Below are 16,208 nucleotides of genomic sequence, written 5' to 3'. Positions count from 1 at the left end.
CCGTCCGTCAGGACATCGGCGAGCCTCCGCGCGTACCGCGGTGTCTCCGTCGTACCTTTGGCATCATGGCCACCCGTACGCCGAAAAGCGCATCGAAGGGGCCGGCGAAGCGGTCGACCTCGTCCCGTTCGACCCCCGCCAAGCGCGGGGCCGCGTCGGCGGGACGACCCAGGGCGAAGGGAGCCGCCTCCGGCCGCAAGCCCTCGATGACCCACCAGGACCCGATCAGCTGGGTCTTCACCATGATCGGCAGACTGATCGTCGGGCTGTGGATGTTGTTCGCCAACGGCGTCGGCAGCGCGGCGCGGGCCCTGGGCAAGAACGCCAAGGAGCTCGATCCGGCGCACCGGCGCGACGGGGTGGGCCTGACGGTGCTGGCGGGCGCGATCGTGCTGGCGGCCATGACGTGGCGCAACTCCGAGGGGGCGGTGGCCGGCGTGGTCAACGCCACCGTGCGCGGCGTGTTCGGCTCGCTGGCGTGGGCGCTGCCGCTGCTGCTCGGGCTGCTGGCCTGGCGTTACCTGCGCCATCCCGACCAGAACGCCGACACGGGGCGGATGGTGATCGGCTGGGCGGCGCTGATGGTGGGCGTGCTCGGGGTGATCCACGTGGCCAACGGCACGCCGTACCCGGCCGGTGAGGGCCAGGGCATGGACAAGGTGTCGCAGGCCGGCGGCATGGTCGGGTTCATCGTGTCGGCGCCGCCGATGAGCATCCTGCCGCCGTGGGTGACGATCCCGCTGCTGCTGCTCCTGTCCGGGTTCGGGGTGCTGGTGATCACGGCCACGCCCGTGCACCGGATCCCCGAGCGGCTGTCCGAGCTGAAGCACATGCTGTTCGAGCGGCACTCCGAGACGGACGCCGCGGCCAAGCCCGCCGCCAGGAAGCGGGTCAGGGCGAAGAAGCCGGAAGAGGGCGAAGACAGCGTCAAGCCGTACGACACCCCGGTGATCGCGGAGAAGGACAAGAAGAGCGATCATTCGCCGGAGATCGTGCCCGGGCTGGCCGACGAGGAGGAGGCGCCCGCTCCCGAGGCTGAGAGGCGTCCTGAGCCGCCGGAGCCGACGCCCGCGCCACGGAAGGTCGAGCAGCTCGTCCTGTCTCCGCAGGCGGGCCCGTACAGCCTGCCCGACCTGCAGTACCTCAAGCCGGGCACCGCGCCGAAGCCGCAGACCAAGGCCAACACGACCGTGGTGAACGCGCTGACCAGCGTGCTGGAGCAGTTCGCCATCGACGCGCAGGTGATCGGGTTCACCCGGGGCCCGACGGTCACCCGCTACGAGATCGAGCTCGGGCCGGCGGTGAAGGTGGAGAAGGTCACCGCGCTCACCAAGAACATCGCCTACGCCGTCAAATCCGCAGATGTCCGCATCTTGTCCCCGATCCCCGGCAAGTCGGCGATCGGGGTGGAGATCCCGAACGCGGACAAGGACCTGGTGGCGCTCGGCGACGTGCTGCGCTCCCAGGTGGCGCAGGCCGACCACCACCCGATGATCGTCGGCCTGGGCAAGGACGTCGAGGGCCGCACCATCGTCGCGAACCTCGCCAAGATGCCCCACCTGCTCATCGCGGGCGCCACCGGCGCCGGTAAGTCGGTCTGCGTCAACGGCCTGATCACGTCCATCCTGATGCGCGCCACCCCCGACGAGGTGCGCATGGTGCTGGTCGACCCCAAGCGCGTCGAGCTCAGCGTGTACGAGGGCATCCCCCACCTCATCACCCCCATCATCACGAACCCGAAGAAGGCCGCCGAGGCCCTCGAATGGGTCGTGGGCGAGATGGACCGGCGCTACGACGACCTGGCGGCGTCGGGGTTCCGGCACGTGGACGAGTTCAACAAGGCCGTGCGGGCGGGCAAGCTGCAGCCGCCGCCCGGCAGCGAGCGCGTCTACCAGCCGTACCCGTACCTGCTGGTGATCGTGGACGAGCTGGCCGACCTCATGATGGTGGCCCCGCGCGACGTCGAGGACTCGATCGTGCGGATCACCCAGCTCGCCCGGGCGGCGGGCATCCACCTGGTGATCGCCACGCAGCGGCCGTCGGTGGACGTCGTCACCGGCCTGATCAAGGCGAACGTGCCGTCCAGGCTCGCCTTCGCCGTCTCCAGCCTCACCGACTCGCGGGTCATCCTCGACCAGCCGGGCGCCGACAAGCTGGTCGGCCAGGGTGACGCGCTGTTCCTGCCCATGGGGGCCAGCAAGCCGATCCGCATCCAGAACGCGTTCGTCTCGGAGAAGGAGATCGCCGAGATCGTCTCGCACTGCAAGGAGCAGATGCAGGTCGAGTACCGCGAGGACGTGGCGGCCGCGCCGGTCAAGAAGGAGATCGACGAGGACATCGGCGACGACCTCGACCTGCTGATCCAGGCGGCCGAGCTGATCGTGACCACGCAGTTCGGCTCGACGTCCATGCTCCAGCGCAAGCTGCGGGTCGGGTTCGCCAAGGCGGGGCGGCTGATGGACCTGCTGGAGAGCCGGAACGTGGTGGGCCCGAGCGAGGGCTCCAAGGCGCGCGAGGTGCTCGTCAAGCCCGACGATCTGCCGGGTTTGCTGGCGGATCTGCGTGGCGAATGACCCCAATGCACGGTTGCACGGCGATAACTGATTGAATATGTACCACCACGAAGAGTAGCCAGTGTGGTGGGGGGCGGTTCGCTGTGCAGGAGCAGAGCATCGGGGCCATGCTGCGGGCGGCCAGGCAGACGGCCGGGCTGTCGGTCGCGCAGGTCAGCGCGGCCACCAGGATTCGCGAGGCCATGATCCATTGCATGGAGCAGGACGACTACGGCCAGTGCGGCGGCGCCTTCTACGCCAGGGGGCACGTCAGGGCCGTGGCCAGGGCGGTGGGGCTCGATCCCGAGGCCACCGTCCATCTCTACGACCAGCAGTACGGCGGGCCGCCGCAGCCCATGCCGGCCTCGGCCGTGTTCCAGGCCGATCGCAAGATCAACCTGCCGGAGCGGCGCGGGCCCAACTGGACGATGGCGCTCGGCGTGGCGCTGGCCATCGTCGTGGTCTTCGGCATGATGCGGGTGATGGGCGGGGCGAGCGATCAGGTGCGCACGGGTGACGTGCGGGCCGCCTCGGCGCGGCCCAGCGTGCCGCCGAACACGCCGATCACCGAGACGCCGAGGCCGACGCCGTCCAAGACGTCGGCCAAGAACACGGTTACGGTACGTATCAAGGCGAAGCAGTCGTCGTACGTGAGCCTGCACGACGCCGAGGGGCAGAAGCTGTTCGCGGGCACGCTCAAGGCGGGCAAGACCTCCACGTGGCGCGCGGCCGAGAAGGTCAACGTGCTGCTGGCGGACGCCGGAGCGGTAACGGTGCACGTCAACGGCAAGAGGGTGAAGGGTCTCGGGGGCAGGGGAGAGGTGGTGCGGCGCTCGTTCGGGCCGCCCAAACCGCAGTCGCGGTAGCCGTGCGGGGGGAGCCAGTGCATCGGGTGGTGGCCAACTCCCGATACCGTAGTGTTCACCATGTCATCCCGCCGAACCGCATCGCTGATCACTCTGGGCTGCGCACGCAACGAGGTCGACTCCGAAGAGCTGGCCGCGCGACTCGAGGCTGCCGGCTGGCAGCTGGGCGACGACGACCCCGATGTCGTCGTCGTCAACACGTGTGGCTTCATTGACTCGGCCAAGAAAGACTCCATCGACACGCTCCTGGCCGCCGCTGACTCCGGCGCGAAGGTGGTGGCCGCGGGTTGCATGGCCGAGCGCTACGGCAACGAGCTCGCCGAGGCCCTGCCCGAGGCCAGCGCGGTCATCTCCTTCGACGACTACGCCGAGATCGGTGACCGCCTCGACGACGTGCTGGCCGACCGGCCGCTGAAGCCGCACACGCCACGCGACCGCCGCACCTTGCTACCCATCTCGCCGGTGGACCGTGCCAGCGCCCCCAAGGCCAGCATCCCCGGCCACGGCGACCTGCCGGAGGGCCTGGCGCCCGCCAGCGGGCCGCGCGTGCTGCGCAAACGGCTCGACGAGAGCCCGGTGGCCTCGCTCAAGCTGGCCTCCGGCTGCGACCGGCGCTGCACGTTCTGCGCCATCCCGGCCTTCCGCGGCTCCTACGTCTCGCGCAAGCCCGACGAACTGCTCGCCGAGGCCGACTGGCTGGCCCACAGGGGCGTGCGGGAGCTCGTCCTCGTGAGCGAGAACTCCACGTCCTACGGCAAGGACCTGGGCGACCTGCGGGCGCTGGAGAAGCTGCTGCCGCAGCTCGCCGCCGTCGAGGGCGTCGAGCGCGTGCGCGTCAGCTACCTGCAGCCCGCCGAGCTGCGCCCTGGCCTGATCGACGTGATCTGCGGCACCGAGGGCGTGGCGCCCTACTTCGACCTGTCCTTCCAGCACGCCAGCGGCACGGTGCTGCGCCGGATGCGCCGCTTCGGCGACCCCGAGCGTTTCCTCGCGCTGCTGGAGAGCATCCGCGAGCGTGCCCCCGAGGCGGGCGTGCGCTCCAACTTCATCGTGGGCTTCCCCGGCGAGACCGAGGAGGAGTTCGGCGAGCTGGTCGGGTTCCTGGAGGAGGCCAGGCTCGACGTGATCGGCGTGTTCGGCTACTCCGACGAGGACGGCACGGAGGCGGCCGGGCTGCCCGGCAAGCTGGACCAGGAGGTCATCGACGAGCGCGTGCGCATGCTCACCGAGCTGGCCGAGGAGCTGACCGCCCAGCGGGCGGAGGAGCGCATCGGCACCGAGGTCGACGTGCTGATCGACGACGACCTCGGCGACGGCGGCTACGAGGGCAGGGCGGCGCACCAGGGGCCCGAGGTCGACGGCTCCGTCACGGTGCAGGGCATCGGCCTGGTCAAGGGGCAGATCGTACGCGCGCACGTGGTCGATGCCGAGGGGGTTGACCTGATCGCGCGCATCAAGGCCGGCGGTCCATGAAGAGGGACGAGCGCCGGGTGGTGAGCCCGTGGAACATCGCCAACGTCCTCACGGTCCTCCGGTTGGCGCTCGTCCCCTTCTTCGTCGTCTGCCTCTTCCTGCCGGGCACGGGCTGGCGGGTGGCCGCGCTGGCGGTCTTCGCGGTGGCCTCGCTCACCGACCATCTCGACGGGGAGCTGGCCAGGCGCTACGGCCTCATCACCGACTTCGGCAAGATCGCCGATCCGATCGCCGACAAGGCGCTCACCGGGGCGGCGCTGGTGTGCCTGTCGATCCTGGACGAGCTGCCCTGGTGGGTCACGATCGTGATCCTCGGCAGGGAGCTGGGCATCACGGTGCTCAGGCTCGTGCTGCTGCGCCACGCGGTCATCCCGGCCAGCTACGGCGGCAAGGTCAAGACCGTGCTGCAGATCGCCGCCATCGTCCTGTACCTCCTGCCCTTCGTGCCGGGGCCCGTCCGGTGGGTGGTGATGGGCGCGGCGGTCGTGGTCACCGTGGCGACCGGGGCCGACTACCTCTTCAGAGCCGTGAGACTACGCAAAGTGGCCAAGCAGGCACGCGGGGAGTGATCGATGGCGGACATGGCCGAGGTGCTGACGATGCTGGTGGCCCAGGAGGCGACGGTGGCCGTGGCCGAGTCGCTGACGGGAGGGCTCATCGGGGCGGCGATCACTTCGGTGCCCGGGTCCTCCAAGGCCTTCAGGGGCGCGGTGGTCTCCTACGCGACCGATCTCAAGCACGGGCTCCTGGGCGTGCCCGAGGAGCTGCTGGCGCGCGAGGGGGCCGTGCACGCCGGCGTGGCGGCCGCGATGGCGGCGGGGGTCGCGCGGGTGTGCGGGGCGACCTACGGGCTCGCCGTGACGGGCGTGGCGGGGCCCGAGCCGCAGGACGGCAAGCCGGTCGGCCTGGTGTACGCGGCCGTCTCAGGGCCGGGCGGGCAGATTTGGTCCCGGGAATTGAGACTTGGGGGGTCGCGCGAACGTATCAGGGTAGAGACGGTGGACGAGGCAGTCGATCTACTGTCAGGTGTGCTGAAGGCGAACATAGGGGAACATTCCGGGTGATTACCGTGTTACGTCCCGAGCGAACATGCGATGCGCGGTCTGACGCGGTGTCGGTGGATACGGGTACGGTGGAGCTGTGAGTGAGGTCCGTGAGCCAACTGCAAGCACCGAGCGCCCGGCAGGCGGGCCTGATCAGTCGCGCAACGAGCCACGAGCGGCGGTCCAGGGTCGGCGACGCCCCATGATGACGGCGAGGAGTATGTACGAAGCCAAGAAGAACAAAGTGCGGCACGATCCGATCGCGCGGGGCGTGGTGAAGACATCCGCGCCGGGGAGGGAGCGACAGATGATTCTGCTGCGTCAGCTGCTCGGAGATGTGCTGAGGCGGCTGCGGGTGCGGCAGGGGCGCACGCTACGCGAAGTGTCCACGCTGGCCCGTGTCTCACTCGGCTATCTGTCCGAGGTGGAGCGCGGCCAGAAGGAGGCCTCGTCCGAGCTGCTCGCGTCGATTTGCGGCGCGCTCGGTGTGCCGCTTTCGCAGGTGTTGCGTGAGGTTTCCGACCAGTTCGCGCTGGCGGAGCTCCAGGCTGCTCCTGTGCTTGCCGACGTGCCCGACCACGAGCGCCTGCCTCTTGGCGAGACGGTTCCCGGGTCGATCTCCGACTCCGTGTTCCCCGAAGTCAAGGACATGGTGGCTGCCTAACGCGGCTGGCAGCCCGCACACCACAGGATCAGCCGTTCCTGTGGCTGCGCCCCCATCTCCCCACGGCTGATGCGGGTGCCGCATCGGCGGCAGGGCTTCCCCGTCCTGCCATAGACCCAGGTCTGATTCGCTGGGCGGCGATCACCTGTGGTCACCGTGCCCGCATGTCCCTTGTTGGCCTCCAGCAGCCGCTGGGCCAGCGATACGAGCCCCTTGAGATCCTCGATCTCCCCGACCTGCTTCCACGGCCAGATCCCGCGCAGGAACAGGGTCTCGGCGCGATAGATCGTGCCGATCCCCGCCAGGTTGCGCTGATCGAGCAGCGCCTCCCCGATGGTCCTGTCGGGCGCCCCTCGTAGTCTTCGCACGGCCTCTTCCGGGTCCCAGTCCGGGCCTAGCAGATCCGGCCCCAGGTGGCCCACCAGGCGCGCCTCGCCGGCCGTCCTGACGAGATCCACCATCCCGAGCCTGACCCCGACCGCCTGCCACCGCTCGTTGGCCAGGATCAGCCTGACCTGGTCGCCGGGCGGGATCCGGCGGCCGGTCTCGGAGACCTGCCAGCTCCCCTCCATGCGCAGGTGGGTGTGGACGGTGAGGTCACCCTCGATCCGGGTGAGGAGATGCTTTCCCCTGGAGACGGTGGTGATCACCTGACGTCCGGTGAGGTCGGCCGTGGCGTGCCGGGGCACGCGGAAGTCTGATCTCGTCAGGATCCGGCCGTCCAGCGCGCCTCTGAGCCGCGCGGCGGTGCGGTAGACGGCGTCTCCTTCAGGCATTTTCCCAGTTTAAGAGCGGCTTTCTGGTCCGTCTGCGCTGAGCTCTGCCCTTGTCGCGCGGCGCGCGGGGGTCAGTCGAGGCTGCGCCTGTCCTCCATGACCGGCGCGGGGGCGGGTGGCTCCCGTACCGCGAGGGGCTGGGCCAGGATCAGCGTCAGATCGTCCACCTCGTCCGCGCTCGACCCGGCGGTGTGCCGCCGCAGCAGGTCGAGCACCTCGCGCAGCGACTCCTCCAGCGTGGCCTGCGTCAGCGCCCCGTGCAGGTGTTCGTCGAAGGGCAGCTCCACGCCGTCGCGACTGCGGGCCTCGGCCAGCCCGTCGGTGAACAGCAGCAGGCGGTCGGACGGCAGCAGGCGCACGCGCCACACGTAAGGCTCGGGAGACAGGCCGAGAGGGCGGCACGGGCGGGGCGGGTGCAGCGCCCGCAGGCGGCTGTCCACGCGCACGGGAGCGGGATGGCCGCAGTTGACCAGCAGCACCCCTCCGGGCACGAACTCCGCCAGCAGCACCGTCGCGAAGTCCTCCGGCCCCAGGCTGGGGGAGACGGCGGCGTCGAGCTCGCGAGCCAGGGCGGCCAGATCGGGCGCGGTGGCCGCGGTGCGGCGGAAGGCCGCCAGCACGGTCGCGCTGAGGTGCGCGGCGTCCAGGCCGTGACCCTTGACGTCCCCGACGATCAGGCGCAGGCCCGTGGGCGTGGCGACGGCGTCGTGCAGGTCGCCGCCGATGCGGCCGGCCCCGGCCGACGATCGGGTGTGCGCCGCCAGGCCGACCCCGCCCAGCTCGGCGGGGAGGGCGGGGATCATCGCCCACTCCGCGATGCGGGTCATGCGGGCCAGCTCGGCCTGGTGGCGGGCATGGGCGCGCGCCGTCACGTACGCCCACAGGCCGCCGGTGGCCACGATCAGCGCGCGTACCAGGTGGTGCGGCAGGTCGGCGCCCTCGTCCACCGCGGGCAGCGGCAGCGCCAGGGCCAGCGCGGTGGCGCCGGCCAGGACGGTGTGGCGGACGGTCAGCAGGTGGGCGGCGACCATCGGCCCGATCAGCAGCAGGGCCGACAGCGAGACCGTGGCATACGCGGCGTCCGCCAGGGCGACCACCACCTCGGCCGCCAGCAGCGCGAGCAGCAGCCCGCGCTGATGTCTGGAGGCGATTTGCCGCGAGATGACGCCTCCTCGGGTGATTGCGGGTCCTCAGGGGGTTGCGCTCGCGAGTAGCCACCTTCTCACTTTTAGTGACGGTGCGGGAGCGATTCCGGCAAACTGTGGGACAGGCCGAATCCTGTGAGGTGACGATCATGCAAGTCAGCCAGTGGCAGGGAAACCTCCCCAGCGAGAGCACGAGACTGATCGGTCGCCGCGAGGAGGTGGACGGGGTGCGGGCGCTGCTGGGCAGTTCCCGGCTGGTGACGGTCACCGGAGTGGCCGGGGTCGGGAAGACCAGGATCGCCCTGCGGGCCGCCGCCGAGCTGCGGGCGGAGTTCGCCGACGGGGTCTGGCTGGTGGCGCTGTCGCCGCTGGTGGAGGGCAGCGCGCTGCCGTACGCGATCGCGGAGGCGCTGCCGCTGAGCGACCAGAGCTCGCGGCCGGTCACCGAGGTGCTGGCCGACTACCTCGCCGACCGGGAGCTCCTGCTCGTGCTCGACACCTGCGAGCACCTGACCGAAGCCTGCGCGGCGGCGGTCGGGACGCTGCTCGCCGCCGCGCCCCGGCTGCGCGTCCTGGCCACCAGCCGCAGGCCGCTGGGCTGCGCGGAGGAGCAGGTCCGCACGGTGGAGCCGCTGCCGGTCCCCGCGGGCGACGAGTGGCAGGAGGGCGACGCGCTGGAGCTGCTTCTCGACCGCGCCGCGGCCACGGTGCCCGGCTTCGTGATCGACGAGCGCAACCGCGACGCCCTGATGCGGGTGTGCCGGCGGTTGGAAGGGCTGCCGCTGGCCATCGAGCTGGCCGCCGCCCGCCTGCGCGAGCTGTCCCCCGAGCGGCTGGCCGAGCGGCTGGAGGACCGCTTCACCGTCCTCGGCACGACCGACCACAGGGTCTACGACGCCGACCCGCCCTGGCACCAGGCCCTGCGTACCGCGATCGGATGGAGTCACCAGCTCTGCACCCCCGCCGAGCGGTTGTTGTGGGCGCGGGCCTCGGTGTTCGCCGGCGGCATCGACCCGGTGGCCGTGAAGCAGGTCTGCGCCGACGACCGGCTGCCGAGCTGGCAGATCCCGCAACTGCTCGAATCGCTCGCGGACAAGTCGATCCTGATCTGGGAGCCGACAGGGGCGGGCGACCGCTACCGGATGCTGGACACGATCCGCGAGTTCGGCGCCATCTGGCTGAAGGACCTCGGCCAGGACGAGCGCGTCAGGCGCCGGCACCGCGACTACTACCTGGCGCTGGCCAGGGAGGGCGACGCCTGCTGGATCGGCCCCGACCAGTACGCCTGGTACGACCGGATGACCGTCGAGCTGCCCAACCTGCGGGCGGCGCTGCAGTTCGCCCTGGTGCGGCCGGAGGGGCACACCGCGCTGGAGCTGGCCGGGGCGCTGTGGTTCTTCTGGTACCCCTGCGGCTTCCTCCAGGAGGGACGGCACTTCCTGGAGCGGGCGCTGGCCCAGGACCGCGCGCCAGGCCCCGCGCGCCGCAAGGCCATGTGGGCGTGCGCGCTGGTCCTGGTGTGCCAGGGCGAGGGGGCGCTCACGGAGAAGCTGGCCGCCGAGTGCGCGGCCGAGGCCGAGGAGCAGGGGGACGTGGAGGCGACGCTGATGGCCTGGTGCGCGATCAGTTGCGCCGGCATCATCATGGGCGACAACGCGCGGGCGGCCGAGGCGGCCAGGAAGGTGATCGAGCAGGAGGAACGCTCGCTGTTCTGCTTCCCCGTGCTGCTGGCCCACACCAGCTACGGCATGAGCAGGACGATGGTCGGCGACTTCGAGGACGGCATCGCCGCGCTGGAACGGCTGCGTACGCTCTGCGACCAGCACGGTGAGCGCTGGCAGCGGGCGTACGGCGACGTCCTGCGGGCCCAGGCCGAGCTGGCGTGCGGGCGGCCGGAGCAGGCGCGGGCGTACGCGAAGGCGGCGCTGGAGGTCAAGTGGCGGCTGCACGACAGCCTGGGGATGGCGATGGCGATCGACGTGCTCGCGCCGGCGGCGGTGGCGGCCGGGGAGGGGGAGCGGGCCGCCCGCATGCTGGGGCTGGCCGACCAGATCTGGGACACCGTGGGCAAGCACCAGATCGGCACGCCGGAGCTCGTGGCCGCCCGGCGGGCCTGCGAGAGGGAGGTGCGCGGGGTGCTCGGCGACCTGGCCTACGACAGCGCCTTCCGCGCCGGGCGGGACACCGATCTGGACGCGGGCGTCGCGTACGCGCTGGGCGTGCCGACGGCCCGCTGACCACCCCTCTCCTCCACGCGCAACGCCCGCCGGCCGCGGTCATGCCACGGTCGGGCGGGACCAGGTGGCGGGCCGGGCCGGATCCGTGGACGGGCCGGGTAGCGGGCCAGGTGGCGGGCCGGATCGGATGGTGGGCGGGTCAGTCCCAGGCGGCGGGGTCGGAGGTGAGCTGGCGGATGCGCTCGGGCAGCGCCCCGGAGGCGACCTGTTCGAGCGTGACCTCCTCCAGGATCGACCGCTCGGTGGCCCGCAACGCGATCCAGACCTGCTGCAGAGACTCCGCCGGGCCCCGGTAGCCGACGTGCTCGGGCCGCTCGCCGCGCACGTTGGCCAGCGGGCCGTCCACGGCGCGGATCACGTCGGCCAGCGAGATGTCGGAGGCGGGCCTGGCCAGCACGTAGCCGCCCTCCGGCCCGCGCTGCCCGCGCACCAGCCCGGCGCGGCGCATCTGCAGCAGAATGTTCTCCAGGTACTTGGGCGGCATGTCCTGCTCCTTGGCGAGCTCGCCCACGGTGGTCGGGCCCGCACCGGCTGCGGCCAGTTCAGCGGCGGCGCGGAGGGCGTAGTCGACACGAGCGGATAGGCGCATGTTCTCGATTATCCCTCCTGGTCAACACTGGTTAGGCGCAAGCCTGCCAGAACGGGCACGAGATCCGCTCGCGCCGGGCGCGTCCCAGGTGCGGAAATCGGCCTTCACACCAGGCGAGAATGGGAGCGCTAAACTTCCAACAACCTTTTCGATTTGACGGTGGGATTCAGCGTGGAGCGACGCCCTGGTGTGCCCAGATTGCTCAGGGAGATCAACGACCGGGCCGCGCTGGAGCTGTTGCTGGCGACCGGCCCGATGACGCGGGGGCAGATCGGCATCCAGACCGGTCTGTCCAAGGTCACGGCGTCGCAGACGCTGGCCAGGCTCGAGGAGCGCGGGCTGGTCGAGGTGGTCGGCACGCAGGCCGGCGGGCGGGGGCCCAACGCGGCGCTCTACTCGGTGATCGCCTCCAGCGCGTACGTCGCCGGCCTCGAGGTCGGGCCCGAGCTGATCTCCACGGCCGTCGCCGACATCCACGGCAACACGATCGCCGAGGTCACCGTCGACCCCGACGGCCACGACGACCCCGTCTCGCTGGTGCACGGGGCGATCGTCAAGGCGTGCCGCAGCGCCAAGGTGAGCATCTCCAAGCTGCGCGGCGTCGTCATCGGCACCCCCGGCGTGGTCGATCCGCGCAGCGGCGACATCCGCTTCTCCTTCGACCTGCCGGGCTGGCACGAGGGCATCCACGAAGCCCTGGCGGGAGACCTGCGGCGCCAGGTGACGATAGAGAACGACGTCAACCTCGCCGCCATCGCCGAGCGCGTCGACGGGGCCGCGCAGGGGCTCGACGACTTCGTGCTGCTGTGGGCCAGCCGTGGCCTGGGGCTGGCCGTAACGCTCGGCGGCAAGCTGCACCGGGGGCGCTCGGGCAGCGCGGGGGAGATCGGCTACCTGCCGGTGCCCGGGGTGCCGCTGCCCGAGGACATCCGTACGCTGCCGGGGCGGCTGCCCTCGCTGGCCGGTGGGCTGCAGTCGCTGGTCAGCGCCGAGGCGGTGACCGAGCTGGCGCAGAGCTACGGCTTCGCGGCCGGGAGCGCGACCGAGTGCGTCAAGGTGGCGGTGGCGGCGGGTGCCGAGGGAGAGGCGCTGCTGGACGAGATCGCGCAGCGGCTGGCGCTGGGGGTGGCGGCGGTGTGCGTGATCCTCGATCCCGGGCTGGTGGTGCTGGCCGGGGAGGTGGGGCACGCCGGTGGTGGTGCGCTGGCGTCCCGGGTGGAGGAGGCCGTGGCGCGCATCTGCCCGGTGCGGCCGCAGGTCGTCACGACCACGGTGACCGACGGGAACCCGGTGTTGCGGGGAGCCGTGCTGGCGGCGCTGAACCAGGCGCGTGAGGAGTTGCTGACCTCCTGACCGGCGCGCTCGGCCAGGCGCGTAGGGGGTTGCCGACCTCGTGATCGGCACGCTGGGCCAGGCGCGTGAGGAGTTGCCGGCCTCCTGACACGCGCCTGGGACCGGGCGGCCTAGGCGGTGAGGAGTTCGACGGCGGCCTGGGCGTTGGCGCGGGCGGCGCCGTACGTGGCGATGTAGGCGGCGCTGTCCGGCCGCCACACCGGCAGCCCCATCTCGATCACCGTCGTGTCCGGACGGGCCGACACCAGCGCCGAGACCAGGTCCTGGCTCTCGTGATGGCGGTGCGCGTCCTTGACGACCACCACCAGCGAGCGGCCGTCGGCCTTGGCCAGCAGGCCGGGTACGTCGGCGGCGGCGGGCTTGACGCGCAGGATCTCGGCGTCGGGCAGCCAGGGCCCCACACCCCACGGCACGTCGCCCACGGCGATGGTCGGCGGGGTGTCCACCTCGATCACCAGGGGTTCGACGAGCGGGGCGGCGGAGCCGGTGAGGCGGACGGCGCGGCGGGCGGCGTGCAGACCGACCACCTTCTGCTCGGCCACGCTCTGCTTGGCGCCGTTCTGGCCGGTGCTGTTCTGGTCGGCGCTGTCCAGGTCGGCAGCGACGGCCCCGACGGCCCCGACGGCCGCGGTCCGCGCGGGCGCGGCGGCCCAGGAGCGCAGCGCCGCGACCCGCGCCGCCGCCTCCTCCAGCCTGGACTCGGGCAGCCTGCCCTCGCGCACGGCGCTGACGATCTCGGCGATGATGGCCTGCACGTCGTCGTACGTCGGCAGCGGCCCCAGGCACAGCAGATCCGAGCCGGCCGCGAGGGTGAGCACGGCGCCCCCGGCCAGGCCCACGCTCTTGGTGATCGCCTGCATGTCGAGCGCGTCGGTGACGACCACGCCGTCGTAGCCGAGCTCGCCCCTGAGGAGCCCGGTCAGCGCGGCGCCGGACAGCGTGGCGGGCGTGTGGCCCGTCACCGCCGGCACCGCCACGTGCGCGGTCATCACCGACTTGGCGCCCGCGCCGATCGCGGCGCGGAACGGCACCAGCTCCCGCTCGCGCAGCACGTCGAGGCTGACGTCCACGACCGGGACGGCCACGTGCGAGTCGACGCGGGTGGCGCCGTGCCCGGGGAAGTGCTTGACGCAGGCGGCCACGTTCACCGACTGGAGGCCCTGGACGGCGGCGACCGTGTGCCTGGCCACCAGCTCCGGCTCGGTGCCGAACGACCTGGTGCCGATCACCGGGTTGTCGGCCTCGGTGTTGACGTCGGCGCTCGGCGCCATGTCCAGGTTGATGCCGCAGGCGGCCAGCTCGGACCCGATGGCCCGGTAGACCCGGCGGGTGAGCTCCACGTCGTCCACGGCCCCCAGCGCCGCGTTCCCGGGGTACGGGCTGCCGACGTGGTAGGCCAGCCGCGTCACGTCCCCGCCCTCCTCGTCGAGCGAGATGACGGGCTCACCGGCTCCCCTCAGCGCGGTGGTCAGGGCGAGCACCTGGCCGGGGTCGGCCACGTTGAAGCCGAAGAGCGTCACGCCGCCGAGGCCGTGCTCCAGCTCGCGCAGCACCCAGTCGGGCGCCGTGGTGCCCTGGAAGGCGACGAGCAGCGTGCCGGCCGCGAGTCGGCGCAGCCCCCGATCACTCTGACTCATGGCTCCTCATCCGTATCAAGGCAGGGTCGGGTACGGTGCCGGCGGCACCGTACGGATATTTCGGGATTGGTCAGCCCTTCACGGCGCCCGCCGTCAGCCCCTGGACCATGCGGCGTTGCACGAGAAGGAAGAAGACGACGACCGGAATCGTCATCAGGGTGGACCCGGCCATGATCGCGCCCCAGTCGACGCCCTCCTGGCCGAAGAAGAACTGCAGGGCGACCGGCATCGTGTACCCCTCGGAACCCGACATCAGGTAGAGGGCGAAGACCAGGTCGTTCCACGCGGTGATGAACGAGAAGATGCTCGTGGCCACCAGCCCCGGCGCGACCAGCGGGAACAGCACCCTCCAGAACGTCGTCATCCGGCTGGCCCCGTCGATCCAGGCGGCCTCCTCCAGCGACTTGGGCACCGCGGCGACGAACGTCCGCAACATCCACACGCCGAACGGCAGCGTCAGCGCGACCTGGGTGACGATCAGCCCGAGGAGCTGGTCACCGAGCCCGACCCGCTTGACCATCATGTAGAGGGGGATGAGCAGCCCCTCCGACGGCAACATCTGCACGATGAGCAGCGTGATGAGGAAGGCGCCGCGGCCCTTGAACCGGAAGCGGGCGATGGCGGTGGCCGACAGCAGGGCGAAGGCCGAGCCGATGAGCACGGTGCCGAGCGCCACGATCGCGCTGTTGCGCATGTAGAGCCAGATGGAGTTGTTCGCGACGCCCTCGGTCAGCACCCGCTCGAAGTGCTCGAAGGTGAAGTGCGTCGGGAACGGGATGAACTCCGTGGTGAAGATCTGGTCGTTCTGCTTGAAGCCGGTCGAGACCATCCAGTAGACGGGGAAGGTCGCGAACAGGAAGACCAGCAGGCCGGCGGCGTTCAGAAGGACCCTGCCGAGCCTCTTGCGGGCGATCGGGGTCACATCTCCTCCTGCTTCACGATCTGCCTGACGTAGAAGACGGTGATGATGAGCAGGATGATCGTCAGGACGATGGAGATCGCCGCGCCGGTGCCCAGCTTCTGCGGGGGCCGGAACGCCTCGGCGACGGCGTACATGGACAGGTTGAAGCCGTCACGGTTCGTGGGCCCGTTCATGAGCACGTAGAGCTGGCTGAACACCTTGAAGTCCCAGATGATCGACAGCATCGTGAGAACGGCGAAGACCGGCCTGAGCATGGGCAGGGTGATCTTCCTGAACGTGTGCCAGGCCCCCGACCCGTCCACCTTGGCCGCCTCGTACAGCTCGGCGGGGATGCCCTTGAGGCCGGCCAGCACGGAGACCGCGATGAACGGGAACCCGGCCCACACCACGCAGATGACCAGCGCGATGTAGAGGGGCAGGGTGTCGTTGAGCCAGGGGGTGCCGGCCCAGCTCGCCTGGCCCGCCGGCGGTGCGGCCAGCCAGTCGGGCAGCAGGTCCAGCCCCCAGTTGACGATGCCGGCCTCCGCGTCGAACAGGGAGCGCCAGATGACGCCCTGCGCCACGGGCGGCACGGCCCAGGCGAACATGCAGCCGATGACCACGAACAGCGACATCTTCCTGCCCAGCCGGTGCAGCAGCACGCCGACCGCGGTGCCGAGGATCAGCGTGAGGCTGACGCCGAAGAAGGCGAAGGCCAGGCTGTTGCGCAGGGCCGACCAGAAGATGTCGTTGGACAGGACCTTCTCGAAGTTGTCCAGGCCGACCCACTCGGCGGGCCTGGTCCCCCTCACCTGGGCCAGCCCGACCTTCTGGAACGACATGATGCCGAGCTGGACCATCGGGTAGAGCAGCAGGCCGGCGATGACCAGCAGGCCGGGGACGAGCAGGACGTACGGGACGCTCCAGGCCGGCAGCCCGCTGGCGCGCACACGCCCGGCGTTCTTGCGCCGG

At 71.2% G+C, this 16,208-nt stretch carries 15 protein-coding genes; 8 read left to right on the top strand and 7 right to left on the bottom strand.

Annotated features, from left to right (window positions below):
• Nucleotides 1-7: 7 nt before the first annotated feature.
• Entirely contained in the window at nucleotides 8-244 is a 237-nt protein-coding gene (locus ACBJ32_RS25310; RefSeq protein ID WP_375128793.1) for a hypothetical protein, read from the bottom strand.
• Between ACBJ32_RS25310 and ACBJ32_RS25305 the strand changes: the two genes are divergently transcribed.
• From ACBJ32_RS25305 to ACBJ32_RS25280, 6 genes are all read left to right on the top strand, one after another.
• Nucleotides 243-2,573, top strand: coding sequence for a DNA translocase FtsK (locus ACBJ32_RS25305; RefSeq protein ID WP_357870316.1), 2,331 nt, complete (start codon nucleotides 243-245; stop codon nucleotides 2,571-2,573). The two genes, ACBJ32_RS25310 and ACBJ32_RS25305, sit on opposite strands and share 2 nt — an antisense overlap.
• 83 nt (nucleotides 2,574-2,656) lie before the next feature.
• A complete protein-coding gene (locus tag ACBJ32_RS25300) occupies nucleotides 2,657-3,418 on the top strand; it encodes a helix-turn-helix domain-containing protein (RefSeq protein ID WP_375128792.1) in 762 nt (253 codons plus the stop codon).
• A 60-nt stretch (nucleotides 3,419-3,478) separates the two neighbouring features.
• Complete coding sequence (rimO, locus tag ACBJ32_RS25295; protein ID WP_375128791.1) at nucleotides 3,479-4,891, top strand: 30S ribosomal protein S12 methylthiotransferase RimO; 1,413 nt, start codon at nucleotides 3,479-3,481, stop codon at nucleotides 4,889-4,891.
• Entirely contained in the window at nucleotides 4,888-5,460 is a 573-nt protein-coding gene (gene pgsA / locus ACBJ32_RS25290) for a CDP-diacylglycerol--glycerol-3-phosphate 3-phosphatidyltransferase (RefSeq protein ID WP_357870322.1), read from the top strand. The genes rimO and pgsA overlap by 4 nt, the downstream gene beginning before the upstream one ends.
• 3 nt (nucleotides 5,461-5,463) lie before the next feature.
• On the top strand, nucleotides 5,464-5,955 hold the full coding sequence (locus ACBJ32_RS25285) for a nicotinamide-nucleotide amidohydrolase family protein (protein ID WP_357870325.1): 492 nt from the start codon (nucleotides 5,464-5,466) through the stop codon (nucleotides 5,953-5,955).
• 286 nt (nucleotides 5,956-6,241) lie between these two features.
• On the top strand, nucleotides 6,242-6,598 hold the full coding sequence (locus tag ACBJ32_RS25280) for a helix-turn-helix domain-containing protein (protein ID WP_375128992.1): 357 nt from the start codon (nucleotides 6,242-6,244) through the stop codon (nucleotides 6,596-6,598).
• Here ACBJ32_RS25280 and ACBJ32_RS25275 read toward each other — a convergent pair.
• Nucleotides 6,595-7,374, bottom strand: a complete 780-nt coding sequence (locus tag ACBJ32_RS25275) for a DNA-formamidopyrimidine glycosylase family protein (RefSeq protein ID WP_375128790.1) — start codon at nucleotides 7,372-7,374, stop codon at nucleotides 6,595-6,597. The two genes, ACBJ32_RS25280 and ACBJ32_RS25275, sit on opposite strands and share 4 nt — an antisense overlap.
• Nucleotides 7,375-7,445: 71 nt before the next feature.
• A complete protein-coding gene (locus ACBJ32_RS25270) occupies nucleotides 7,446-8,471 on the bottom strand; it encodes a PP2C family protein-serine/threonine phosphatase (RefSeq protein WP_375128789.1) in 1,026 nt (341 codons plus the stop codon).
• A 197-nt stretch (nucleotides 8,472-8,668) separates the two neighbouring features.
• Between ACBJ32_RS25270 and ACBJ32_RS25265 the strand changes: the two genes are divergently transcribed.
• Nucleotides 8,669-10,756 (top strand): NB-ARC domain-containing protein, encoded by a 2,088-nt coding sequence (locus ACBJ32_RS25265; RefSeq protein ID WP_375128788.1) that lies wholly within the window; start codon nucleotides 8,669-8,671, stop codon nucleotides 10,754-10,756.
• 139 nt (nucleotides 10,757-10,895) lie between these two features.
• On the opposite strand, the gene ACBJ32_RS25260 is transcribed toward ACBJ32_RS25265, so the two are convergent.
• A complete protein-coding gene (locus tag ACBJ32_RS25260) occupies nucleotides 10,896-11,345 on the bottom strand; it encodes an Rrf2 family transcriptional regulator (protein WP_357870332.1) in 450 nt (149 codons plus the stop codon).
• A gap of 171 nt (nucleotides 11,346-11,516) precedes the next feature.
• Here ACBJ32_RS25260 and ACBJ32_RS25255 point away from each other — a divergent pair, with 171 nt between their 5' ends.
• The gene (locus ACBJ32_RS25255) at nucleotides 11,517-12,698 is read left to right on the top strand and encodes an ROK family protein (protein WP_375128787.1); all 1,182 of its coding nucleotides are present in this window, start codon (nucleotides 11,517-11,519) and stop codon (nucleotides 12,696-12,698) included.
• A 110-nt stretch (nucleotides 12,699-12,808) separates the two neighbouring features.
• On the opposite strand, the gene ACBJ32_RS25250 is transcribed toward ACBJ32_RS25255, so the two are convergent.
• The 3 genes from ACBJ32_RS25250 to ACBJ32_RS25240 all read right to left on the bottom strand — a co-directional run bounded on the left by ACBJ32_RS25250 (nucleotide 12,809) and on the right by ACBJ32_RS25240 (nucleotide 16,186).
• Entirely contained in the window at nucleotides 12,809-14,335 is a 1,527-nt protein-coding gene (locus tag ACBJ32_RS25250; protein WP_375128785.1) for a glycoside hydrolase family 3 protein, read from the bottom strand.
• A gap of 70 nt (nucleotides 14,336-14,405) precedes the next feature.
• On the bottom strand, nucleotides 14,406-15,257 hold the full coding sequence (locus ACBJ32_RS25245) for a carbohydrate ABC transporter permease (protein WP_357870339.1): 852 nt from the start codon (nucleotides 15,255-15,257) through the stop codon (nucleotides 14,406-14,408).
• Complete coding sequence (locus tag ACBJ32_RS25240) at nucleotides 15,254-16,186, bottom strand: carbohydrate ABC transporter permease (RefSeq protein WP_375128784.1); 933 nt, start codon at nucleotides 16,184-16,186, stop codon at nucleotides 15,254-15,256. The genes ACBJ32_RS25245 and ACBJ32_RS25240 overlap by 4 nt, the downstream gene beginning before the upstream one ends.
• Nucleotides 16,187-16,208: the final 22 nt, after the last annotated feature.

Source organism: Nonomuraea sp. GTA35, from assembly GCF_041950525.1.
Classification (GTDB): Bacteria; Actinomycetota; Actinomycetes; order Streptosporangiales; family Streptosporangiaceae; genus Nonomuraea.
This window is presented reverse-complemented; position numbering and strand designations above follow the sequence as displayed.

Coding starts and splice junctions, on each gene's coding strand:
- ACBJ32_RS25305 (WP_357870316.1), top strand. CDS start 243: ATGATCGGCAGACTGATCGTCGGGCTGTGGATGTTGTTCGCCAACGGC.
- ACBJ32_RS25310 (WP_375128793.1), bottom strand. CDS start 244: ATGGTGAAGACCCAGCTGATCGGGTCCTGGTGGGTCATCGAGGGCTTG.
- rimO (WP_375128791.1), top strand. CDS start 3,479: ATGTCATCCCGCCGAACCGCATCGCTGATCACTCTGGGCTGCGCACGC.
- pgsA (WP_357870322.1), top strand. CDS start 4,888: ATGAAGAGGGACGAGCGCCGGGTGGTGAGCCCGTGGAACATCGCCAAC.
- ACBJ32_RS25285 (WP_357870325.1), top strand. CDS start 5,464: ATGGCGGACATGGCCGAGGTGCTGACGATGCTGGTGGCCCAGGAGGCG.
- ACBJ32_RS25280 (WP_375128992.1), top strand. CDS start 6,242: ATGATTCTGCTGCGTCAGCTGCTCGGAGATGTGCTGAGGCGGCTGCGG.
- ACBJ32_RS25275 (WP_375128790.1), bottom strand. CDS start 7,374: ATGCCTGAAGGAGACGCCGTCTACCGCACCGCCGCGCGGCTCAGAGGC.
- ACBJ32_RS25265 (WP_375128788.1), top strand. CDS start 8,669: ATGCAAGTCAGCCAGTGGCAGGGAAACCTCCCCAGCGAGAGCACGAGA.
- ACBJ32_RS25260 (WP_357870332.1), bottom strand. CDS start 11,345: ATGCGCCTATCCGCTCGTGTCGACTACGCCCTCCGCGCCGCCGCTGAA.
- ACBJ32_RS25250 (WP_375128785.1), bottom strand. CDS start 14,335: ATGAGTCAGAGTGATCGGGGGCTGCGCCGACTCGCGGCCGGCACGCTG.